The 26762-nt window shown below is 64.5% G+C and carries 1 protein-coding gene; it reads left to right on the top strand.

The annotated features are described in order from the left end of the window. Positions 1 to 107 precede the first annotated feature (107 nt). Complete coding sequence (locus tag AOT96_RS25770; protein WP_065352939.1) at positions 108 to 26684, top strand: non-ribosomal peptide synthetase; 26577 nt, start codon at positions 108 to 110, stop codon at positions 26682 to 26684. Positions 26685 to 26762 lie beyond the last annotated feature (78 nt).

Here is a 26762-nt window from a genome sequence, read left to right as displayed (position 1 = left end):
ACTCGATATCGAGGCGGTGCGATGTTTCTCTTCAATCCCCGAGCCACACTTCCCGGCGCTGATCGTGACAACGCTGATCGTCACAACGCTGTGTGGGGGTGGTCGTGATGGATACCGACAAGAGGATCGACCCGCTCACCGGATCGCGAAGCCTGCCGGCAGGAGCGTTCCCCCTGTCTGCGGTGCAGCGCAGCATGTGGTTTGCGCAGCAACTTCACCCGACGGTCCCGTACTTCATCGCGCAGTACATCGAGTTCCACGGCGATTTGGACATGCAACTGCTCAGTCGCGCCGCGGTGGAGGCTGCCCACGAGTTCGAATCGCCGTTTCTACGGTTGATGTACCCGGATGGGGAGCCCTGCCAGATCGTGGACTTCACAATCGACCCGGGCATCGACTACTTCGACTTCCGCGAGCGTGAGAACCCTCGGCAGGCTGCCTCGGAGTGGATGGACAACGATTACGCGACGACGCTCGATCTGACTCGCGATCGTCTCGTCGAGATGACAATTCTTCAAACTGGTGATCGGGATTACCTGTGGTACACCAGGATTCATCACGTCGCTCTCGACGGATACAGCGGTATGACGATCGTCAATCGGATTGCGGCGATCTACACCGCAGCCGTCGAAGGTCGAGAGCCTGCGGTGAACAAGGCGCTCGACGTCACGACGCTGTCCGAGCTCGACCAGAAGTACCGCGAATCGAGCCGATTCGAAGCCGACCGCGAGTACTGGGCCCAGCGTGTGTCGGGCGTCGAACACGGTTCGACGTTGGCCACCCGTGAGGGACCCCCGACTGCACGCAGTGAGCTCGTCAGTGCCGCGATGTCGGCGAACAGCCTTGCTGCCTTGGACGAATGGAATTCACGTTCCGGTGCAACTCCGGCCGCAGTGTTGATTTCGGCGCTGGCGTGCTACCTGTCCCGCAGTACCGGCTACGACGACGTGCTGATCAACCTGCCGGTTTCCGCGAGGACGACGGCACCGCTGCAGCGGTCCGGCGGAATGCTGGTCAACGTCGCGCCGCTACACATCCACGTAAACCCGGACGAAAGTGTCGACGATCTGGTCGGGCGCGTGCAACTCGAACTTCTCGGTGCGCTTCGTCATCAGCGATGCAGCCTCGAGGACATCCGGCGTGATGCCGGTCTGACCGTCGGCGACGCGCGTCTGTCCGGCCCGATGATGAATGTGATGCTCTTCCGGCAGGAGATAACCCTCGGGCCACTGACCGGTGAGTATCACATCGTCACGTCGGGTCCGGTCGAGGATCTGCTGGTCAACGTGTACCAGAGCGGCGATCCGGCGCAGACGTTGATCGACTTTCGCGGAAACCCCAATCGCTACGGCCACGACGAACTGGCCGAGCACCACCGGGCGTTCACCGAGTTGGTCGCAGAACTGACAGCAGTACCGGCCGGTACGCCGATGAACCGGATTCATCCGGCAAGTGCCGAGGCAGGGGCGCGCAGTGCACAGCGCAGGGAACTCGAGCGGTTCTGGGCGAGATACCTGGGGGACTCCGACGAGGGCTCCACACTGGACCTCGAGACACTGGGCCTCGAGCGAATCGACTCCGAAGCGGAGCCCACCGGTACGAATCGGCTGAGCGTCCCACTCGATCCCGCGGTCGCCGAACTTGCGCGCACGGAAGGCGTCTCCCTCTTTGCCGTTGTCCATGCCGCATTTGCTGCGTTGCTGTCGAGATCGACCGAGCGCCGGGACGTGCTGATCGGAACGAGGACCGAGTGGGGAACTCTGCCCCTGCGCTGCGAGGTCGATCCGGCGGCGCCGTTCGACGAGTTCGTGAGTTCTCTTGCTCGAGAACGCGATACGTTGTCGATTCGATCGGCGGCAGGTGTCCCCGCACTGCCCGAGTTGCACGTCCACCTCAACGACGGCTCGCAGGAGACCACGATTGCCGGCCTCGACGTGGCGATCGACGTCCACGCAGATACCGGCGCCCTCGAGGTTGCGTACTCCACGCAGCACTACGCCGAATCCACGGTCCGAGCCTTCCTCTCGCGACTGGTGCGGATCCTTGCAGGCGCAGCAGCAGCCCCGCGAACGCCGGTCGGAGACCTCGATCTCCTCGACGACTTCGAGCGTGAGTCCCTGGTACCGGCGCGAGGAGCGACCGCGTCCTCCCCGTTGACTCTCCCCGATATTCTCCGCCGGGCCTCGGCTGTGAACCCCGATGCCCCAGCGCTTGTTTTCGGTGATCGTGAGGTGAGCTACCGGGATCTCGACGCCGAGTCGAACACACTCGCCCGTGAACTGATCAACAGGGGAGTCGGCCCCGGCACCTATGTCGCCCTTGCGCTGTCGAGGTCTCTCGAATCGGTGACCGCGACGTGGGCGGTGGCCAAGACCGGCGGTGCCTTCCTCCCGATCGATCCGCACTACCCCGAGGATCGTGTTCGGCACATGCTCACCGATTCGGGAGCTGTAGTCGGAATCAGTGTGGGGGAGCACCACGGCGGGCTCGCCGATTCGGTGGATTGGCTGCTCCTCGACGAACTGGACACCTCGCACCAGTCCGATGCACCGGTCGACGACGCCGAGCGGCGTACGCGCCTGAGCTACGACGATCCGGCATACCTCATCTACACGTCCGGCTCCACCGGTGTCCCCAAAGGCGTCGTGGTCAGTCACCGCGGGCTGAGCAGCTTCGCCGACGAAGAACGAGTCAGGTTCGGAGTCGAACCTGGAGACCGCACCCTGCATTTCTCTTCGCCGAGCTTCGACGCTTCAGTCCTCGAACTCCTCCTTGCCTTCGGGGGCGCGGCAACGATGGTGATCGCGCCGCCCACCGTGTACGGCGGCGACGAACTGGCACAGGTGATGCGTATCGGACGGGTCACCCACGCTTTCGTCACCCCGGCCGCGCTGGCAACAGTCGATCCCGCCGGCCTACCGGATCTACGAGTGGTCGTGACCGGCGGCGACGCATGCTCACCCGCGCTGGTGGATCAGTGGTCACACGGACGCTCGATGTTCAACGCGTACGGACCGACCGAAACCACCGTCGTCGCCACTCTGACCGGACCGCTGAGCAGCGATGTTCCCGTCACCATCGGGAAGCCGATGCGCGGAGCCGCAACCGTCCTCCTGGACTCGCGGCTTCAACCGGTGCCGATCGGTGTCGCCGGCGAGCTCTATGTGAGCGGTGTCGGTTTGGCGCGCGGGTACCACGCGCGTGCCACGATTACGGCCGAACGATTTGTTGCCGACCCCAACGGTGTTGCGGGAGAGCGCATGTACCGCACGGGTGACCTCGCGCGGTGGAACGGCGAGGGTGAGCTGGAGTACCTCGGCCGGAGCGACTTCCAGATCAAGATCCGCGGTTTCCGCGTCGAGCTCGGCGAGATCGACGACGTGCTGCGCCGCCACCCGAGCGTCGCACAGGCAGTCACCGCCGGAGTTGCGGGCCCGAGTGGGGAAACACTGTTGGCGGCGTACGTCACGGCGGCTGCGGGCACACACATCGACAACTCCGAGCTGGTCGCCCACGCGAGATCTTCGTTGGCAGCCCACATGGTTCCCGCGCGGATCGTCGTCCTCGACTCCATTCCGTTGACTCCGGCAGGAAAGATCGACAGGAAAGCGTTACCGGACATCGATTCTGTGGGCGGGTCGGCTGAATACCGTGCCCCCGAGACCTCGACCGAGAAGCGAATTTCGGCGGTGTTCTGCGATCTGCTCGGTATCACCCGGGCGGGAGCAGACGACAGTTTCTTCGACCTCGGCGGTGACTCGTTGATCGCGACCCGCGTCGTGTCGCGAGTCAACGGAGCTCTCGGAACGACGCTGAGCGTTCTCGACCTCTTCGAGGCGCCGACCGTCTCCGCTCTGGCAGCACGTGCCGACCTCGCGGACTCGCGGAACACACGTGCCCCGGCACTGACGCGTATCGATCGCCCTGACCGGATACCGGTATCTCTGGCGCAGCAACGAATGTGGCTGACCAATCAACTCGATCCGAGTTCGCCGGCGTACAACATTCCGATCGCGGTTTCGATGACCGGCGATCTCGACGTCGATGCACTGTTCACCGCGCTGCGGGACGTGATCGTTCGACACGAGATCTTGCGGACCGTTTTCCCCGAGAGTGCGCGTGGCCCCGTCCAGCACGTTCTCGGTGTGGACGAGATGTTCGATCATCTCGAGGTGGAAACGGTGCCTGCCGCAGCGACCTCGGCGCGGGCGAGTGAGCTCGCGCGAGAGGGATTCGACGTCAGCGAATCGGTGCCGATCCGCGCGACTCTGCTCGAGGTGAACGAACGCGAGCACACCTTGGTCCTCGTCGTGCACCACATTGCAGCAGACGGCCTGTCGATGGCGCCGCTGGCTCGTGACGTGATGGTGGCGTACGCCTCGCGGGCGAGCGGACGCGTGCCGGCGTGGCTGCCACTCGAAGTGCAGTACGGCGATTTCAGCGAGTGGCAACGCGGAGCGCTCGGTGAAGCGTCCGACCCGGATTCGATTCTTGCCGAGCAGTTGCGGTTCTGGTCGCACACGCTCACCGAACGCGGTGAGCTCGCGGAACTGCCGATGGATCATCCGCGCCCTGCGGGTGTCTCGCTCCGCGGTGACGATCTCGATTTCCGGATCGACTCCGCGACGTACCGCCGGGTCGGCGAGATCGCGGCGCGCAGCGACGTCAGCGTGTTCATGGTGATCCACGCCGCGCTGGCCGTCCTGCTCAGCCGAGAATCCGGAGCGAACGACATCACGATCGGCACTCCGGTGGCCGGGCGGAGCGAGCGCGCTCTCGACGACGTCGTCGGAATGTTCGTCAACACGGTGGTGCTGAGGACGGTTCTCGAGGGGGGACTCACCTTCGGTGAAGTTCTCACCCGCGTCCGCGACGTCGACGTGGCGGCCTTGCAGCACACCGAAGTGCCGTACGACGTACTCGTCGAATCCCTCGCAGACAACCAGGCGCCGCTGTTCCAGGTGATGCTGGTGATGCAGGGCGCCGCTCCCACCGAGGTCACTTTGCCCGAGCTCGAGGTCACGGTCGACGAACTGTCGACGGGCGCGGCAAAGTTCGACCTTCAGGTCATTCTCACCGACCGCGGCGACCATCTCGACGGCCAGTTGAACTACGCCAGCCAGCTTTTCGACTCGGACACCATGTCCGGCCTCGCTGATCGCTTCACGATGCTCCTCGACGCGGTAGCTGCCTACCCGGAATCCGTCGTCGGCGACGTCGATCTCACAGCTCCGGGCGAGGCGGAACTGGTCCTCGAGCGTTGGAATGCCACCGAACACGCCGTACCGATCACCACCCTCTCGGACCTGGTGGCGGAGCAGGCAGCCCGGACACCCGAGGGGGCCGCGCTGGTCTTCGGCGAGCGGACACTGACCTATGCGGAGTTCGACGCGAGGGTCGGTGAACTTGCCAGAACCCTCATCGCCCGCGGGGTCGGCCCGGACATGCGCGTCGCGGTGTCGATTCGACGGTCACCGGAACTACTCGTCGCGGTCCACGCCGTGATCCGTGCCGGTGCGGCATACGTCCCGGTGGATCCCGATCATCCCGCCGAGCGCATCGCGTACGTCTTCGACATCGCGGAACCGATCTGCGTGCTGAGCCGGCCCCAGGACCACGGCGCTCTTCCCGCGCGAGTCCCGATCGTGGACGTCGATCTCGATCGTCAGGTGTCCACGACGGCGCCGATCACCGACGCTGATCGGCTCGGACCCCTCCGCCCGGACAATGCTGCTTACGTGATCTTCACGTCCGGATCGACGGGTCGACCGAAAGGTGTTGCAGTATCACACCGTTCGATCGTCAATCGCCTGCTGTGGATGCAGGACACGTACCCCCTTCACGCGTCGGACGTGGTGCTGCACAAGACCCCGGTGACCTTCGACGTCTCGGTGTGGGAACTGTTCTGGCCCCTGCAGACCGGCGCGCAGTTGGTGATCGCGGAACCGGACGGGCACCGTGATCCCGGGTACCTGTCGGCGTTGATTGCCGAAAAAGGCGTCACGACGGCGCACTTCGTTCCGTCGATGCTCGCGGAATTCGTCGCTGCCGCGACTGCCGGGCAGTGTGCGAGCCTGCGTCAGGTGTTCTGCAGCGGTGAAGCGCTCGCGCCTACCACTGCGGAGGCGTTCACCCGTCTGAGTTCTGCGGGACTGTTCAACCTGTACGGACCCACGGAGGCTGCCGTCGACGTCAGCGCCGCCGAATTCACCCCCGACATGACCGTCACCGTTCCCATCGGTGCGCCCGTGTGGAACACCCAGCTCTATGTCCTCGACGGGCGGCTGCATCCGGTTCCGGTCGGCGTTCACGGCGAGCTGTATCTGGCGGGAGTGCAACTGGCGCGTGGATACCTCGGGCGCAGCGATCTCACCGCCGACAGGTTCGTGGCCGACCCGTACGGCCCGTCTGGCACCCGGATGTACCGAACCGGTGATGTCGTCCGGTGGCGCGCCGACGGGCTGCTCGACTATGTCGGTCGACGCGATTTCCAGGTCAAGATCCGCGGGCAGCGCATCGAACTCGCCGAGGTCGAAGCAGCATTGCTCAGGCTGCCCGGTGTCGCGCAAGCTGCTGCTCTCGTCCATCACGACGACGTGGTCGGTGACAGTTTGGTCGGCTACGTCATCGCCGACACCGGCACTTCGATCGACACGGACGGCCTACGCACCGAGTTGAGAGGTCTCCTTCCGGCCTACATGGTTCCCGCTGTGGTCATCGCCCTCGACGTGTTCCCTCTCGGTTCGACCGGCAAGCTTGATCGGAAGGCTCTGCCCGCGCCCAGCTTCGACAGCTCGCAGACGTATCTGGCGCCGCGAACACCGCTCGAAGCGCAGTTGGCGGCGATCTTCGAGGAGCTTCTGGAATCCGGGGCAGTCGGTGTTCACGACAACTTCTTCGAGATCGGCGGAAACAGCCTCGTCGCTGCACGCGCTGTGGCGCGCGTGAACGATTCGCTGTCGTTGAACTTGTCGATCAGAGAGTTGTTCGACGCGCCGACCGTTGCGCAGTTGGCGGTCGAGTGCGCCACGGCACGAGGGGGACCGGCAGTCCTTCCGCTCGAGGCATTGCCGCGGCCACAGACGATCCCGCTGTCGCTGGCACAAAAGCGCATGTGGTTCGTCAATCAATTCGACGTCACGTCCGCGGCGTACAACGTCGCCATAGCGATCAGGCTGAGAGGCCGGTTGGACGTTGCCGTGTTGGAGGGCGCGATCACCGACGTGCTTACTCGCCACGAATCGCTGCGCACGCTGTTTCCCATGATCGAGGGAGTGCCGGCGCAGGTGATCGTCGAACCCGGTGAAGCGTTGGGCGCGCTGCCGGTTGTCGCCGCAAACGCCGAAGCGGTACTCGGGGAGATCGAACGTCTCACCTCGAGGGGCTTCGACGTCACGCAGGCTCCACCGATCAGGGCGGAACTGATCGAGGTCGACGAAGAAGATCACGTCCTGACCGTGGTCGTCCATCACATCTGCGCCGACGGATTCTCGATGGCACCGTTGGCGTTCGACGTGATGAGCGCGTACTCGGCAAGGCATCGAGGTGAGGCGCCCGACTGGTCTCCTCTTCCGGTCCAGTACGCGGACTTCGCCATCTGGCAGGAAAGGGCTCTCGGTCGGATCGACGAAGCGGACAGCACTCTTGCCGGTCAGCTCGAGTACTGGACACGTCAACTGGCGAGTGTTCCCGAACTTCTTGCGCTCCCCGCAGATCGACCGCGTCCGCGTGTGCAGGATCTCTCGGGCGGCGTCGTTCGATTCGACATCGATGCCGGCATCCACCGCCGTCTGAGCGAAACCGCGATCGAACACCGAAGCAGTATGTTCATGGCGGTACACGCCGCATACGCAGTGCTCGTGGCGAGATTGTCCGGCATGGAAGACATCACGATCGGCTCACCGATCGCCGGGCGCGGAAATGCCCTGCTGGATCCGATGGTCGGTATGTTCGTCGGCACGTTGGTCCTGCGCGCCGACGTCGACCCCGCCGCCTCGTTCACCGATCTGTTGGCCAGAGTTCGCAGCACCGACCTCGACGCCTTCGCTCACGCAGACGTCCCCTTCGAGCGCGTCGTCGATGCGCTGGCTCCGGAGCGGTCGACGTCGCATTCACCGTTGTTCCAGGTGATGCTGGAGTTCAAGAACACCACTCGGCCAGCAGTTCGTCTGACGGATTTGGACGTCGAGGTCCTCGAACTCGAATCCGCCGTCTCGAATTTCGATCTGCAACTCACGCTTGCCGAGACCTTCGACGACGACGGCCGGCCGGCGGGAATCGAGGCCGGGTTCACCTACGCCAGCGCCCTGTTCGACGAGTCGACCGTCGAAGGTTTCGCTCGATACCTGGTTCGGATTCTCGGTGCTGTCACCGAATCACCGCACACGCCGGTCGGCGACATCGATCTCGTGAGTGATCTCGACACGATTCGCGCCGTCGCACCGGAACTTCCCGAGCAGGTTCACTTCTCGACGTTGCTCGAGCGGAAGTACGTCGACGAACCGCAGAGGACTGCACTGATTTTCGGCGACCGCCATCTGACCTACTCCGATCTGGACCGCCGCGCCAACCGGCTTGCACGACTGTTGATCAGCCGCGGGGTCGGTCCGGAATCCGTTGTCGCCCTGGCATTACCACGCTCACTGGAATCCGTGGTCGCGATCTGGGCGGTTGCCCGGTCCGGCGCTGCATTCGTACCCGTCGACCCGGCGTATCCCGTCGACCGCGTGCACCACATGATCAACGACTCGGGAGCGGGCGTCGTTCTCACCACCGCCGAGCATGTGGGTGTCGTCCCCGACGAGGCAGACGCCGTTCTGCTCGATCAGGCAAAGACACTCGCAACCCTCGAACAGATCGGTGATCAGCGGATAGATGCCTCGGAGCTGCTGGCTGCGGTGTCCCTGGACAACCCGGCCTATGTCATCTACACCTCCGGTTCCACCGGCGTCCCCAAAGGCGTCATGGTCACTCACCGTGGGCTTTCGGCACTCGCCGAGCAGGAACGCAGTCGCTTCCGCGTCGAGTCGACCTCGCGCACGCTGCATTTCAGCTCACCGAGCTTCGACGCCTCGATTCTCGAACTCCTGATGGCTGTTGGTGCCGGGGCCACGATGGTCATCGCCCCACCGAGCATCATCGGCGGAACCGAACTGACGAGTCTGATCGCCGACCAGCACGTCACGCACGCCTTCATCACACCAGCCGCACTGGCCACGGTCGATCCGAGCGGACTGAACGAGCTGGTGTGCATCGGAACCGGCGGCGACGTCTGCCCACCCGACCTCGTCGCCGCCTGGGTCAGCGATCACCGGATCATGATCAATGCCTACGGACCAACCGAATCGACGGTCGTCGCCAGCATCACCGAGCCGATGTCCCCGACCGATCGAGTCACGATCGGTCGCCCGTCGACAGGCATCACCGCGTGGGTCCTCGACAATCGCCTGCACCGCGTCCCGGTCGGAGTGACGGGAGAGCTGTACGTCAGCGGCGACGGACTCGCCCGCGGTTACCGAAACCGCGCCGGCACGACCGCCGAACGATTCGTGCCCAATCCCGCGGGCAGTGCGGGCACACGGATGTACCGAACCGGCGACCTCGCCAGGTGGAACAAGAACGGCGAACTCGAGTACCAGGGTCGAGGCGATTTCCAGGTCAAGATTCGCGGATTCCGCATCGAACTCGGCGAGATCGAGGCAGTTCTGGCTCGCTATCCCGGCGTTGCACATTCCGTGGTGACCACGCTCGAACGTGACGGAGGCGCCGCACGGATCGTCGGATACGTCGTGCCTGCCAACGACGCTCAGACTGTGGATCCCGAGGCCGTCATCGCGTTCGCGGGCTCGGCTCTGGCCCCGTACATGGTTCCTGCGGTCGTGGTCGTTCTCGACGAACTGCCGATGACTGCCAACGGAAAGCTCGACCGCCGAGCCCTGCCGGTTCCCGACTTGCGAGCAACCCAGGCACGCTCGCGGGCCGCCGAATCCGATACCGAACGCACGCTGGCCGCCTTGTTCGTCGATGTCCTCGGTGTCGAATCGGTGGGCGTCGACGACTCGTTCTTCTCGATGGGCGGCGATTCGATCATGTCGATTCAGCTCGTCGCCCGTGCCCGCGATGCCGGGCTCGTCTTCACCCCGCGTGACGTCTTCGAGGTGAAATCGGTCGCCGGTCTTGCGGTTTTGCTGGCATCGACCAAGGACGACGAACCCGAGGTGCTCGAGGAACTTCCCGGAGACGGCGTGGGCCACGTGCCGTTGATGCCGGTGGCTCAGTGGTGGCTCGACCGGCTCGGCTCCGATCTCCGAGGTCTCGATTCGTTCTCCCAAGCGACTCTTCTCAACGCGCCGCACGGGCTTCACAGTGTGGAGCAGTTGACCGCGGCTCTTCAAGTTGTTCTCGATCGTCACGACATCCTTCGCGCACGCCTCGAGCTCGACGGCGAGCGCAGGCTTGTTGTCGGCGAGCCGGGATCTGTTGCAGCCGAGAATATTTGCCGGGTGATCGAGGTAGAGGCCGAGCCGGGCACCGCGGTGTTCGACGCGGCGATCGTCGACGCACTGGGCGGTGCGCGTCGAGAACTCGACCCCGGCCGGGGCGTGATGGTGCGGGTCGTCTGGTTGTCCGGCGTGCGCAACACCGGCCGGCTGCTCCTGGTGATCCACCACCTCGCCGTCGACGGTGTCTCCTGGCGCGTCCTCGTGCCGGAACTTGCGTCGGCTTTCCACCGCATCGATGCAGGCGAGGAACCGGAGCCGTCGTACTCGGGCACGTCGGTTCGTCGTTGGTCGCATGCGCTCCGCGACATCGCGCCCGATCGAAGAGTCGAATTGCCCCGGTGGCGTTCGATACTCGAAGGTGCCGACCCGCTGATCGGAACCCGGCCGCTGGACCCGCGGCTCGACACGTTCGATTCGGTCGGCCGAGTTGTCGCCGACGTACCCGTCGAACTGTCCGACACAGTCCTGACCACGCTTCCGGCGCTTTTCGGTGGATCAGTCAACGACGGTCTCGTTGCTGCTCTCGCACTGGCACTGACGCAGTGGAGGCAGGCACAGGGCATACGAACCGACAACGTACTCATCTCGATGGAGGGCCACGGACGCGAAGCTCACGTGGTGCCCGGTGCGGACGTCCTGCACACGGTCGGCTGGTTCACCAGCGTCTTCCCGATGCGGATCGACCTCGCCGGCATCGACATCGCGGAAGTGATGAGCAGCGCCCCAGAGGCAGCGGTGGTGCTCAAGCGTGTCAAGGAAGAACTCTTGGGTGTTCCGGACAGCGGCATCGGCTACGGAGTTCTGCGTTACCTCGACGAGGTGGGTCGAGCGGAACTCGAAGACCTCCGCCAACCGCAGATCTCGTTCAACTATCTGGGCCGTTTCTCCGGCACCGAAGCAGGAGAGTCACTGGGGGACTGGGCACTGGCCCGGGACGTCGATCTGGAAGCGGCAGCGCGGTCCGAGATGCCAGTGGGTTCGGTCCTGGACGTCAACGTCGTCACCACCGAGATCTCGGGCGCACCGCACATCGGTGCCACTATCGCCTATCCCACCGGCGTGCTGGCAGAGCGCGATGCTCGCGCCATCGCCGACCTCTGGGTGCAGGCGTTGCGCGCGCTGGCCACCTATGCCGAACACAGCGAACGCGGGGGACTCACCCCGTCCGACATCGACCTGATCGACCTCGACCAGGATTCCATCGACCACCTCGAGCGCGAGTTCCCGACACTGACCGACGTCTGGTCCCTCTCACCGCTGCAATCCGGACTGCTCTTCCACGCCCGCTACGCCGAACACACAGTCGACGCGTACACCGTCCAACTCGCACTCGAACTCGACGGCGTCGACGCGTCCCGGTTGCACCGTGCCGCACAGGCACTGCTCGACAGACACGAGAACCTACGCGCGGCGTTCACGACCGACACCGGTGGACGATCGGTGCAGGTGATCAACGCAGACGTGGACGTGCCGTGGACCGAGATCGACATCTCTCCGTTGGCCCCCACCGAACAGGCGACCGAGATACGCGAGCTCCTCCATGCGGATCGGGTCCGCGGCTTCGACATGGCCACTCCGCCCCTGCTGCGGTTCCTGCTTCTGCGAACCGGTGACGACGCGTATCGGTTGATCCTGACCAACCACCACATCCTCCTCGACGGATGGTCGATGCCGCTGCTGGTCCGCGACCTACTGACGCTCTACGCCACCGACAGTGATCACAGTGCCATCCCACGCGTACACCCCTACCGGGACTATCTGAGCTGGATCAGCACTCGCGACGACAGCGTGTCGATCGAAGCCTGGGGCGAAGCACTCCGCGGACTCGACGACCCGACGCTGCTCACCGGAACTCACGCCGTCCACGAGGACGGCGCTACCTCACGCTCGACGACCACAGCGCTCGGAGAACGTGAGACGGAACTTCTGCGTGGATTCGTCCGCTCCCGTGGCCTGACGACAGCCTCCTTGATCCAGGTGGCATGGGGAATCGTGCTCGCCGAACTTCTCGGACGCGACGACGTCGTCTTCGGTGGAACCGTCTCCGGCCGACCACCCCAGGTGTCCGGCGTCGAGTCGATGGTGGGTTTGTTCATCAACACTGTCCCCGTCCGAGTTCGCCTCGATCCAAGAGAGTCCCTGGCGGCGCTGTGCGTTCGCGTCCAAGCGGAACAGGCGCGGTTGTCCGATCACCATCATGTCGGGCTTTCGCACATCACTTCGGCTGTGGGGTCCGCTGCATCGTTCGACACGCTGACTGTGTTCGAGTCGTATCCCGTCGACCGCGGTGGACTCTCCTCCGGCACCGACATAGCCGGAATGCACGTTCTCGACGTCCACGACGCCGAGGATGCCGCGCACTATCCACTCGCGATCGTTGCCTCTGCGGCAGACGGGCGACTGCGGCTCAAATTCGAGTATTTCCCGGGAGTCCTGGGCGATCACGACATCGACGCGATCGCCGACCGGTTGCTCCGCACCCTCGAGCTGATCACCGCGCAACCGGATCTGCCGCTGGCGAAACTGCGTTTGATGCCGGATTCGCAAGTGCAGCAATTGGTTCCCGCGCGCGGCCGGCAGGGCCGCTCGGTCAGGACACTCGATCGCATCTTTTCGGACACCGCGAGCAGATTCCCCGAACGGGTCGCACTGTCCTGTGGTGAGAGAAAGATGACCTATCGAGAGCTGGACGAGGCGTCGAATCAGTGGGCGCGCGTGCTGATCGCTGAAGGCGCCGGGCCGGATTCACGGGTGGCGATCTGTGTGGAACGCTCCTTCGAATCCGTCGCAGCGGTCTGGGCGATCACCAAGACCGGCGCCGCCTTCGTGCCGATCGATCCTCGCTACCCGAGTGACCGGATCTCGTTCATGCTCGAGGACTCGGCATCCTCGCTCGGATTGACCACGGCTGCCCACAGACCCGGCGACGGCGGTGTGACGAAGTGGCTCGAACTCGACGACCCGACGAGCATCGCTCGGCTCTCCGGAGTGTCCACGGCGCCGCTACGCGAGGACGAGCGTCGAGGAACCCCGCGGTTGGAGAACACTGCCTACCTCATCTACACCTCGGGCTCGACCGGCCGACCCAAGGGCGTCGTCGTCACGCACACCGGTCTCGAGAACTTCGCCGACGAACAGCGTCATCGCTACGGTCTCACCGAGAATTCACGCGCACTGCATTTCGCCTCTCCGAGCTTCGACGCCTCCGTTCTCGAGTATCTGCTCGCCTTCGCCGTCGGCGGTGAACTGGTCGTAGCTCCCACCACCGTCTACGGAGGAACCGAACTGGCCGACGTTCTCCGCGAGGGACATGTCACCCACGCGTTCATCACGCCTGCAGCGCTGACGTCGGTGGATCCCGAGGGAATCGACGAACTGACCACCATCACGGTGGGCGGCGAGGCGCCCTCGGCGGACCTGGTGCGCACCTGGGCGCCGGGAAGATCGTTCGTCAACGTCTACGGACCCACCGAAACCACCATCTCCTGCAACCTCAGCGACCCCATCCCGGCCGGCGAGAAGGTCTATCTCGGACCGCCGAACCGCGGATTCAGCGAGGTCGTCCTCGATCGCAGACTTCAACCGGTGTCCGTCGGAGTTCCCGGCGAACTGTATGTCGCCGGAGTCGGACTCGCGCGCGGCTATCACGGGCGCTCACCACTGACGAGCGAACGATTTGTCGCCAACCCGTACGGCGAGCCGGGGGAGCGGATGTACCGCACGGGCGACGTGGTGCGCTGGCGCAGCGACCGCACCATCGAGTACCTCGGACGCAGCGACTTCCAGGTCAAGATCCGCGGCTTCCGCATCGAACTCGGCGAGGTCGACACGGCGTTGGGTCAGCTGCCCGGCGTGGAGTACGCGGTCACGTTGGCGGTGCGCGGACCCTCCGACGAGCAGGCCTTGGCGGCATATGTCGTCTGCGACGACGAACGCCGGGTGAGCGCCGAGGACATCCGGGCGGCGGCACGGGAGCTACTGCCGGCACACATGGTGCCCGCAAGCGTCGTCGTGCTCGACGAACTACCGCTGACCGGCGTCGGCAAGGTCGATCGGGCTGCTCTTCCGGCGCCTCGTTTCGACACCGATGCCGAAACACTCACTGCACCGGCCACCGAGTTGGAACGGCTGGTGGTGGGCGTTTTCGAGGACGTGCTCGGAGTGTCTCCGATCGGTATCGACACTCACTTCTTCGACGTCGGCGGAAACTCACTGACCGCGACCCGCGTCATCGCCCGCGTCAACGCACTTCTCGGCACCGACATCGGCGTTCGAGGACTGTTCGAGTCTCCGACAGTTCGGCAGCTCTCGCGTCTGGCGGAGAGCGTCGGCCGCGGAGAGAACCCCAGACCACCGCTGACTCGGCGATCCCGCCCGGACCCACTGCCCGTGTCACTGGCACAGAAGCGGATGTGGTTCCTCAACCAGTTCGACGTGACGTCCCCCGCCTACAACGTTCCCCTGGCAGTGCGCCTCGACGGCGATCTGGACTTCGCCGCATTGCAGGCCGCGGTAGCGGACGTACTGGGTCGCCACGAGAGCTTGCGGACGAAGTTCCCCTCGATCGACGGACAGCCGGTTCAGCAGGTGATGTCCAGCGACGAGGTCATGCCGATCCTGGAGCCGGAAATCGTCACTGCTGCCAGAGTGTCCGATCGAATCCTCGAGCTGGCCTCGGCAGGCTTCGACGCCTCGGCCGAAGTTCCGATTCGCTGCGCGGTCCTGCGCGTCGACGGGGACGAGCGCAGGCACGTACTCGTGATCGTCGTCCACCATATCGTCGCCGACGGGTTCTCGATGAACCCCCTGGCAGCGGACGTGGCAGCGGCCTATGCGGCCCGCAGTGCCGGCAGTGCGCCGAACTGGTCGGAACTGGCCGTGCAGTACGGCGACTTCGCTGTGTGGCAGCACGAAGTGCTCGGCTCCGAGGAAGATCCGGACTCGGCTCTGACCCGTCAGCTCGATTACTGGAAGGACCGACTCGCGGGACTGGGCGAGCCGATCGCGTTGCCGACGTCGTTCTCACGTCCGGCAAAGCCGTCCATGGTCGGCTCGGTCCACCGGTTCGCGGTATCGCCGCAGACCCATCGGGCGCTGACCGACCTGGCACGTGAGCACGGCACCACCATGTTCATGCTCATGCACGCAGCACTGGCGGTACTTGCGGCGCGCCTGGCCGGTACCGAGGACATCGCCATCGGGACACCCGTCGCCGGCCGCGGCGAGGCCGAACTCGATCACCTGGTCGGTATGTTCGTCAACACTCTCGTGCTGCGAACACAGATCACGCCCGACGCGTCGTTCGAGGACGTCCTCGCCCAGGTTCGCGAAGGCGACCTCGGCGCGTTCCAGCACACCGATTTGCCCTTCGAAAGGTTGGTCGACGCACTCGACCCGGAACGCTCGACTTCGCACACTCCGTTGTTCCAGATCCTCATCGAGTTCCGCAACAATGCACTCCCACAACTCGAATTGCCGGGGCTGTCGGTCTCGGGAGTCGAGTTCGACCTACCCGTCGCCAAGTTCGATCTGCAACTCTCGGTCACCGAGCGTTACGACGCGGATGGCGGAACGGATGGAATCGACGCCGAATTCATCTACGCCACAGACCTGTTCGACGGTGAATTGATCGATTCGTTCTCACGCAGACTGCTCACCATCCTCGAGGCGGTCTCGCGAGAGCCGTCGACTCCTACCGGTGACATCGACGTCGTGAGCGCCGACGAGCGTCGACAGATGCTGACCGAGTGGAACACTCACGCCGAACCGGCCCCAGCGGACAACATCGCGGACCGATTCTTCGAGGCTGTTGCAGCACATCCGTCGTCGACCGCGGTCAACGACAGCGACGGCGCCATGACGTACGCCGAACTGGACGGGCGCGCTAACCGCCTGGCGCGGCTCCTGATCGGCCGCGGTATCGGTCCGGAATCCGTGGTGGCTGTTGCGATGCCCAGAACCACCGATCTCGTGCTGGCCCTCGTCGCCGTCATCAAAACCGGAGCGGCATACCTGCCGGTCGACATCACCTACCCGGCCGAGCGCATGCGGTTCCTCTTCGACGACGCGCGGCCGGTATGCCTGGTCACGACCGGAGACTTCCGAAGTGACCTACCTTCGGAGATCATCGAATCCGGCATAGACGTCGTCGAACTCGGATCGCCGGAGATCGCGGTACGCCTCGATCACTCCGCGCCCCATCGCATCACCGACGCGGACCGGACGACACCACTTCTGCCCGACGCGATCGCGTACATCATCTACACCTCCGGATCCACAGGGCGCCCCAAAGGTGTCCAGGTCAGCCACCGAAACGTGCTGACTCTGATGGACAACACCGCCCCGACATTCGGGTTCGACGACACGGACGTGTGGACGATGTTCCACTCGTACGCATTCGACTTCTCCGTCTGGGAGCTGTGGGGGCCGCTGCTGCACGGTGGCCGGCTGGTCGTCGTCGACTACTACACGACCAGATCGCCGGACATGTTCCACGAACTGCTCCGCAGGGAGCGAGTGACGGTGCTGAACCAAACACCCACCGCCTTCTACCAACTCGCCGAAGCCGACCGTGCGTACTCACCGAACGGCACCGGTCCCGACCTTGCACTGCGCTACGTCGTCTTCGGTGGCGAAGCGCTCGACCTCGGGCAGTTGCGCAAGTGGTACGACAGGCGGGCCGACACGGCTCCGACGTTGGTCAACATGTACGGGATCACCGAGACGACAGTGCACGTCAGTCGAATCGCACTCGACCGCAACGACAGCGAGCACGCGTCGGCGAGCATCATCGGGCGAGCAGTACCGGGATTGTCCGTCTACGTACTCGATCGGCGACTGAACTTGGTACCACCAGGTGTCGTCGGCGAAATGTACGTCGCCGGTGATCAGGTGACTCGGGGATACCTCGGGAAACCCGCATTGACTTCGGTGCGGTTCCTTCCCGATCCATTCGGTAGTTCGGGGGATCGAATGTATCGGAGCGGGGACCTGGCGAGGTGGAACGACGCGGGGCAGTTGGAGTACGTGGGCCGCAGTGATTTCCAGGTGAAGGTGCGTGGTTTCCGCATCGAACTCGGAGAGATCGAAGCCGCAATGCTCCGCTGCCCCGGCGTCGCTGCCTCGGTAGCACTTGTTCGGACAGAGGGAGCGTCACCGCGGATCGTCGGGTACGTGGTCGCCGAAACAGGCAGTACCGTCGATTCAGCGACGGTGACCGACTTCGTCGCCGCCGAACTCGCGGAGTACATGGTGCCCACCGCCATCGTCGTCCTCGAATCGCTTCCACTGACGGTCAACGGAAAGCTCGACCGACGCAGCCTCCCGGCTCCGGACTTCACCGTCACGGGACCAACCGAGGCGACGCGGGCGCCGGCCACCGCGACCGAAGCGGTCCTCGCGGACCTCTTCGCGGAGGTGCTGGGTCGGGGCAGTATCGGAGTGGACGATTCCTTCTTCGGTCTCGGCGGCGATTCGATCATGTCGATCCAACTCGTCTCACGGGCGAAGTCCGCAGGCCTCGTCTTCACTCCGCGGGACGTCTTCGAAGCGAAGACCGTGGCCGGCCTCACCAAAGTGCTCCTCATCGAATCATCGGAAACGGCACCGGTTCTCACGGAGCTACCCGGCGGGGGAGCCGGCCCGCTACCGCTCACGCCGATCATGGAGTGGCTCGTCGAACGCAGTCGCGGTGACCTGAGCACGATCCGCAGTTACAGCCAGAGCGCGCTGATCGCACTGCCCGCGGATGTCTCCGGCCCCGCGCTGGAACGAGCATTGCAAACGATCCTCGATCGTCACGACGTGCTGCGGGCGCGCCTGGACGCCGCGACTCACCAACTCGAGATCCGCGAGCCAGGGAGCATCACCGCCCCCGACATCCTGCGCCGAACCCCCATCGTGTCCACCAGCGGCGAAGAATTCGTCGCCGCTGCGGAAACCGCGATGCAGGACGCATCCAGCCGCCTCGATCCCGAACACGGGAAGATGATCAGCGCAGTCTGGTTGGATCCCGTCAGCTCGAACGGCAACCGGGCCGAAGCCGGACGGTTGCTCCTGGTCCTTCATCACCTCGCGGTCGACGGTGTGTCCTGGCGCATGCTCGTCCCGGGCCTGGTCACTGCTTATGCCTCGGCGTTCGACGGAGAAACACCGATACTTCCGCCGGGTGGAACGTCGATACGTCGCTGGGCGACAGCGCTCGCCGAGACCGCTGCGCAGCGACGCGACGAGATCGACCTGTGGTCGAGAATGCGGACCGACGAGCCATTGCTCGGGGCACGCGGGCTCGACCCAGCCGTCGATGTCGGAGCCACCGTCGACCGAGTCAGCGTCGACGTTCCGACCTCCGTGACCGAGAACGTCATCTCGACGGTGCCTCAGCATTTCGGAGGCTCGGTGAACGACGGACTGCTCGCTGCTCTCGCGATTGCCGTCACCGCCTGGCGTCGATCGCGCGGACAGCGCAGCGGGGACGTGCTCGTCAACCTCGAAGGGCACGGCCGGGAGGAGAACGCCGTACCGGGCGCCGACCTCTCGCGCACGGTCGGTTGGTTCACCACCTTGTTCCCCGTCCGGATCGATCTCACCGGACTCGATGTCGTCGATGCACTGGCCGGGGGATCAACCGCCGCCTCCGCCGTGAAACTCGTCAAGGAAACGCTGCTCGGCCTGCCCGACAACGGAATCGGGTTCGGCATCCTGAAGTACCTCGATCGAAACGAGGAACTTCGTGAGCTGCCCACGCCGCAGATCTCGTTCAACTACCTCGGACGATTTGCCGGCTCGGATCCCGAGCACGGCGAAGTGCCGTGGCTGCCGATCTCGGAAGTGACCCTCGACGAAGCGCACAGCGGCGAATTGGCCGCCGCGTCGGTGCTCGACATCAACGCCGTCACGACCGATACCGCACACGGTCCGATTCTGCGCGCTACGTGGTCCTTCCCCCGCGGCATTCTCAGCGAGGCCGAAGTCACCGAACTGGCGGAGCTCTGGGCCCGAGCACTGGGCGCACTGAGTGAATACGTGGAGGAACACTCCGAGCGCGAGCTCACGCCCACCGATCTCGATCTCGTCACCGCGGATCAACAGAGCATCGAACAGCTCGAGCGCAGATTCCCCGACCTGACCGACATCTGGTCACTGTCACCTCTGCAATCGGGCATGCTCTTCCACGCCCAGTTCGACGAAACCGAAATCGACCCGTACATGGTGCAACTGACCCTCGAGCTCGGGGGTCGGGTGGAGGCGCCGCGCCTGCGCCGCGCCGCGCAGGCCTTGGTTGATCGTCATCCGAGCCTGCGCGCGGGATTTGTCTCCGCACCGGGAGGGCGGGCACTGCAGGTGATCCGTTCCGGTGTCGACATCGGCTGGGCCGAGATCGACCTGTCCGGGGCCGAAGACAGTGAAGTCGCGTTCGGTCAGCTGCTCGAACGCGATCGCGCTCATCGTTTCTACATGGAAACAGCCCCGTTGATCCGCTTCATGCTCGTGCGAATCGGACCGGACACAGCACGCCTCGTCGTGACGAACCACCACATCCTGCTCGACGGCTGGTCCACCCCGCTGTTGCTTCGAGACCTGCTCACTCTCTACGCAACCGACGGTGACCCCGAGATTCTGCCCCGAGTTCAGTCGTATCGCGACTATCTCTCCTGGATCTCGAAGCAAGAACCCGAGACTTCGCTACGGGCGTGGCAAGAAGCGCTACGGGGCGTCGACACGTCCACCCACCTCTCGAGGGCAGACACCGCCGCCGAAACCGTGGCAAGTGAAATCCACTCGTACTCGCTGCCGACAGAACGAACCGAGACTCTTCGAGCGTTCGCGCGAAGCCGCGGCCTGACCATGGCGACCCTGGTACAGGTGGCATGGGGAATCGTGCTCGCCGAACTTCTCGGACGCGACGACGTCGTCTTCGGCGGAACGGTCTCAGGACGCCCACCACAGGTGCCCGGCGTGGAATCGATAGTCGGCCTGTTCATCAACACGGTGCCTGTCCGAGTCCGCCTCGACGCCCGAGAAACCCTCGCCGAACTGGCCATTCGCGTCCAATCCGAGCAAGCGTCATTGCTCGACCACCACCACATCGGACTGTCGGACATCGCCGGAGCAGTCGGCGCCGCCGGTTCCTTCGACACCCTGACGGTATTCGAGTCGTATCCCGTCGACGAGACAGCCCTGACCGCCGAAACCGACATCGCGGGAATGCACGTTCTCGGCATCGACGGACGCGACTCGGCGCACTATCCGATTGCCGTGGTAGCGTCCGAAAGTGACACGCTGAATCTGAAGATGGAGTACTTGCCGACGCACTTCTCCGCCCGCGAAGTCGCCAAGATCACCGAGCGCGTGGGCATCGTCCTCGGGCAACTCGCCTCGGCACCGGATCAGCCGCTGGCCCGTCTGCAGGTTCTCACGGAGTTCGAGAGCCGTGATCTTGCGCCGGTCTTCGGCTCCCCGGGGCGCTCCGCGCGAACGCTCCCAGAGATTCTCGCCGACGTCTCTGCCACCTATCCCGACCGCATCGCGCTCTCGGCCGGCAGCCGTTCCATGACCTACGCCGAACTGGACCGGCGCTCGAACCAGTTGGCCAGAGCCATGATTCGCCGCGGCGCCGGGCCCGAGACGTCGGTTGCCATCGGCATCGAAAGGTCCGTCGAATCCGTACTCGCGGTGTGGGCGGTGGCCAAGACCGGCGCAGCGTTCGTCCCCGTCGACCCCACCTATCCGGCTGACCGAATCGAACACATGCTCAGCGACTCCGAGGTGTTGTTCGGGTTGACCGTCGTCGACGCCATCGACACACTTCCACCCATCGTGTCCTGGTTGGTGCTCGGAGAAGAGGCATTCGACGACGACGTCGCCACCAGTTGCACGCTGCCGATCACCCAGGACGAACGGCGTGCACCGGTGGTCATGGACAACGCCGCCTACGTGGTCTACACCTCGGGATCCACCGGCCGACCCAAGGGAGTTGTCGTCACCCACACCGGACTCGACAGCTTCGCACTCGACCAGCAGCGTCGATTCCACGCAGATCACCACTCTCGAACCCTGCACTTCGCCACCCCCAGCTTCGACGGAGCCGTCTTCGAGTACCTGCAGGCATTCGGTGTCGGAGCAACCATGGTGATCGTCCCGACCGACATCTACGGCGGCGCCGAACTGGCAAGTCTCATCCGCCGCGAACACGTCACTCACGCGTTCGTCACCACGGCAGCACTCGCCACCGTCGACCCGGCCGGCCTGGACGAGTTCCGGCACGTCGTCGTCGGGGGAGAGACACTACCGCCGCATCTCGTCGGCCTCTGGGCTCCCGGACGAGAATTCGTCAACGCCTACGGCCCGACCGAGACAACCGTCATGGCAGACATCAGCGAACCCATGACAGTGGGCGCACCCATCACGATCGGTGGACCGATCCGCGGCGTGCACGAGATGATCCTCGATTCGCGCCTGCAACCCGTACCCGTCGGAGCTCCCGGTGAGCTGTACATCGCCGGCATCGGCCTGGCTCGCGGATACCACCGGCGTCCCGGCCTGACCAGCGAGCGATTTGTCGCCGACCCCTTCGGCAAGCCAGGCGACCGGATGTACCGCACGGGCGACATCGTCTCCTGGCGAAGCGATCACACCATCGAATACGTCGGGCGCAGCGACTTCCAGGTCAAGATTCGCGGATTCCGCATCGAGCTCGGCGAGGTCGACGCCCAGATCACCGCAATGGCGAGTGTCACGAACTGCGTGACACTCGGCGTCGACGGACCGGCCGGCGCCACAGTTCTCGCGTCCTACCTCACCGTCGAGGAAGGATCGACGCTGACCGGGGCAGAGATCACCGCGCACCTCGCCGGACGTGTTCCCTCGCACATGGTTCCGGCCAGCATCATGATCGTCGACGAGCTACCGCGCACCGCGGTCGGCAAGCTCGATCGAAAAGCGTTGCCGACGCCGGAGTTCACCGGAACCGGTGTGGAATTCCGGGCGCCCGGCACCAGCCTCGAACGTCGGATCGCCGATGCGTTCATCGACGTACTCGGCGTCGAACGGGTCGGCGTCGACGACAATTTCTTCGAGCTCGGCGGCAACTCGCTGATCGCCACTCGCGTGGTCTCGCGGCTCAACTCCGCACTGAACATCGACGTCGGGGTGCGCGTGCTGTTCGAGGCACCGACGACGGCTCAGCTCGCCGAACGGCTCTCCAGCGCTGTCACTGCCGTCGGCACTGTGCCGCTCACTCCCATGGAGCGCAATGGCAGCGTCCCGCTCTCGTTGGCGCAGAAGCGCATGTGGTTCCTGAACCAATTCGACACACGCTCAGCCGCGTACAACATCCCACTAGCTGTTCGCCTCACCGGTGACCTCGACGTCACGGCCATGCAACAGGCCATCGCCGACGTCGTCGAGCGGCACGAAACACTGCGGACGGTGTTCCCCGCCGTCGGCGGCGATCCGATTCAGCAAGTGCTCACCGTCGACGAGGCAGTACCGCCGGTCCGTGAAATGACGTTGGGGGAGGACGAACTCGCAGAGCGCATGCAACGACTCGCCACGACCGGCTTCGACGTGTCGGTGGACCTGCCGCTGCGCGTGGCACTGTTCCGACTCGACACCGCTGAACCCGCTCACATTCTGTTTGTCGTGGTCCATCACATCTGCGCCGACGGATCGTCGATGGCGCCGCTCGCACGCGACGTGATGACGGCCTACCTGGCGCGTACGGCAGGGACCGAGCCCACGTGGGCGCCACTCGAGGTGCAGTACGCAGACTTCACGTTGTGGCAGCATCGCGTCCTCGGATCGGAAGACGACCCGGAATCCGTCATCAGTCGCCAATTGCACTACTGGAGTGAGCAACTCGCCGGACTCGACGACGTCATCGCACTGCCCGCCGACCACCCGCGACCCGTGCAACAGACCTTCCACGGTGACCGATTCACCTTCGACATCGACGCGAACACCCACCGCGCCCTCGCGGACCTCACCAGGGCAAACGGTGTCACGATGTTCATGGCGCTGCACGGCGCGCTCGCAGTGCTGATGTCCAAGTTGTCGGGCGCCGACGAAGTCACCATCGGCACACCGATCGCCGGCCGAGGTCAGGCAGCGCTCGACCATCTCGTCGGAATGTTCGTCAACACACTGGTCCTGCGAACCAGCGTCGATCCCGACATCACGTTTGCCGACCTGTTGGAGCACGTCCGGGAAATCGACCTGGCCGCATTCCAGAACTCGGACCTGCCATTCGAACGGCTCGTCGACGTCATCAACCCAACCAGATCCACGTCGTACTCACCGTTGTTCCAGGTCGCCCTCGAACTTCAGAACAACGAACCCGCACATTTCCACCTACCCGGCCTCGACATCGACGGACTGACCGTGGAAACCAAATTCGCGAAGGAGGACCTGGAGCTGATCGTCGACGAGAAGTTCGACGAGTTCGGCATCCCGGCTGGGATGTCCGCAGCCTTCGACTTCGCAACCGATCTCTTCGAACCCGCCACCATTCGTCGGTTTGCCGACCGACTGCGCCTGATCCTGGACGCTGTCGGACGCGAACCCGCAACACGTATCGCCGACATCGGCATCCTCGGCGCCGATGAAACAGCTGCCCTGGTGCCGGCATCCGGTGCCGCCGCGACTCGAGCGCGGGTGTGGCCGGAGATCCTCGCCGAAGCAGTCGCCTCGAACCCGGATGCCCCAGCCCTCTCGAGTCGCGAGAGGTCGATGACCTACCGCGAGCTCGACGAGGAATCGACGAAGCTGGCGCGCGCGCTGTGTCGGCGCGGCGTCGGTCCCGAAGATTTTGTGGCGCTGGGTCTGCCGCGGTCCACTGCGGAGATCGTCGCGATCTGGGCGGTCACGAAAACCGGTGCAGCGTTCTTGCCGGTCGACCCGAACTATCCCGACGATCGCATCAACCACATGCTCGACGATTCGCGGGCCGTACTCGGCATCACCGACGACGCTCACCGCAGTCAACTTCCCGACACGGTCGAGTGGATGGTCCTCGATGAAGCCGAGACCGTCGACGAGATCGACGCCCAGAGCGCAGCCGCGATCACCGATCGCGACCGCACGATCCCCTTGCATCACGGGCATCCCGCGTACCTGATCTACACCTCGGGTTCAACCGGGAAGCCGAAGGGCGTCATCGTCACCCACCTCGGGTTGTCAAACCTCAACGCCGAGGAACATCAGAGATTCAACGTCCAGCCCTATTCGCGGATCTCTCACCTGGCATCACCGAGCTTCGACGCCTCGGTCTTCGAACTCATGATGGCGTTCGGCAGCGGAGCGTGCCTGGTCGTCATCCCACCGACGGTCTTCGGCGGATCCGAGTTGGCCGAAATCTTTGCCGACGAACACGTCTCACACGCGTTCATCACTCCGACCGCGCTCAGCTCGATCGAAAGCTCCGCGCTACCCGAACTCCGCGTACTCGCAGTCGGTGGCGAAGCCTGCCCACCCGAACTCGTGGACATCTGGGGCCGCGACCGTCGCATGTTCAACGGATACGGACCCACCGAATCCACCATCCAGGCCAGCGTCAGTGAACCCATGCGACCGGGCAAGGACATCAACATCGGACGACCGGCCATCGGCTTTGCCGGACTGGTCCTCGACGGGCACCTCAAGCCCGTGCCGGTGGGAGTCATCGGGGAGCTGTACGTGACCGGCCCCGGACTCGCCCGGGGATACCACAATCGTCCCGACCTCACCGCCGACCGATTTGTCGCCGATCCGTTCGGCGAACCAGGCCAGCGGATGTACCGCACGGGCGACCTGGTGCGCTGGCGCTCCGACAGCACCCTCGAATACCTGGGCCGCAGCGACTTCCAGATCAAAGTCCGCGGATTCCGCATCGAGCTCGGCGAAATCGACTCTGTCCTGATGGCACACCCATCCGTCTACTTCGCCGCCACACTCGGGCACGAAGCGCCGTCGGGGGAGACGATGATCGCCTCCTACATCCAGCCCGTGGAAGGACAGACCGTCGACGACTGGGAGCTTCGCCGCCATCTGTCTTCTCGCCTGCCCGCGCACATGGTTCCCGGCGCGATCGTCGTCGTCGACCGCATTCCGGTGACACCGGTCGGCAAGCTGGACCGCAAGGCACTGCCGACCCCGAGCTTCGAGCGACGCACGGTCCCGTACGCACCGCCGACAAACAACACCGAACGAACGGTCGTCGACATCTTCGAGACCGTGCTCGGGCACGAGCACATCGGCGTCGACGACGACTTCTTCGAACTGGGCGGAACGTCGATCGTGGCCACTCGCATCACCATCGAACTCGAGAAGCGTCTCGGGATGCGAGTGCCGTTGCAATCGCTTTTCCTGGATCCGACACCTGCCGGAGTCGCCCGGGCTGCCGACGGAATGGACGCACACTCGCCGGACGATTCGTCGGATCTTCTCGCCCCGATGATCACGCTGCGCGCCGGATCCGATCGTGCACCACTGTTCTTCGTCCATCCGGGTATCGGATTGTCCTGGGGTTACGCAGAATTCGTCAAGCATCTCGAGCTGGATCAACCCGTCTACGGTCTTCAGCTACCGTCCCTGAGCGGCGGGCCCAGCTTCGACTCGCTGACCGAACTCGCCGACGACTACGCGAATCGCATTGCAGCCGTGGCATCGACCGGCCCGATCCATCTGGCCGGCTGGTCGCTCGGCGGCGTGATCGCACACGCCGTGGCACACAGCCTCACTCGGAGCGGACGTGACGTGACTCTGTCGATACTCGACAGCTATCCGTCGTCGGATTCCGATCAGCCCGCAGAACTCTCGGTCTCCGAACTACTGGCCGGGCTCGCGATGCCGGCGGGATCCAAGACGGTCGAGACCTTCGAAGAAGCGGCGGAATTGCTGGAGCAGACCCTGGGTGCCGGAATCGGAATCGAAGCGGAGCATCTGGCGCGGATCAGTCGCGGTTACTCCCACTCCGTCGAATTGACGAATCGGCACCAACCGCCTGTCCACGTTGGAGCCATCGAGTTCTTCGTAGCCGGAAGATCTACGGAGAACGGACACGATGTCGCCGAATGGCGAAGGTTTGTAGAAGGGGACATCCGAGTCACCGAAGTCGATTGCGAACACAACCAGATGATCGAACCGGGTCCGGCGGCAACCATAGCTGTACGATTGCGAGAAGTTATCGCTCAGTGGGGTGTCTGAACCAGGTTCGACATGGGTATGAGTGAAACACACAGGGTGATGGACCCCGGGTGGGTCCGGACGAGGGGAAAACGTTGA

It is taken from the genome of Rhodococcus sp. 008 (assembly GCF_001682295.1).
Classification (GTDB): domain Bacteria; phylum Actinomycetota; class Actinomycetes; order Mycobacteriales; family Mycobacteriaceae; genus Rhodococcus_F; species Rhodococcus_F qingshengii.
The sequence above is the reverse complement of the archived record's forward strand: the minus strand, read 5'-3'. Positions and strand labels throughout refer to the sequence as shown.

Coding starts and splice junctions, on each gene's coding strand:
- AOT96_RS25770 (WP_065352939.1), top strand. CDS start 108: ATGGATACCGACAAGAGGATCGACCCGCTCACCGGATCGCGAAGCCTG.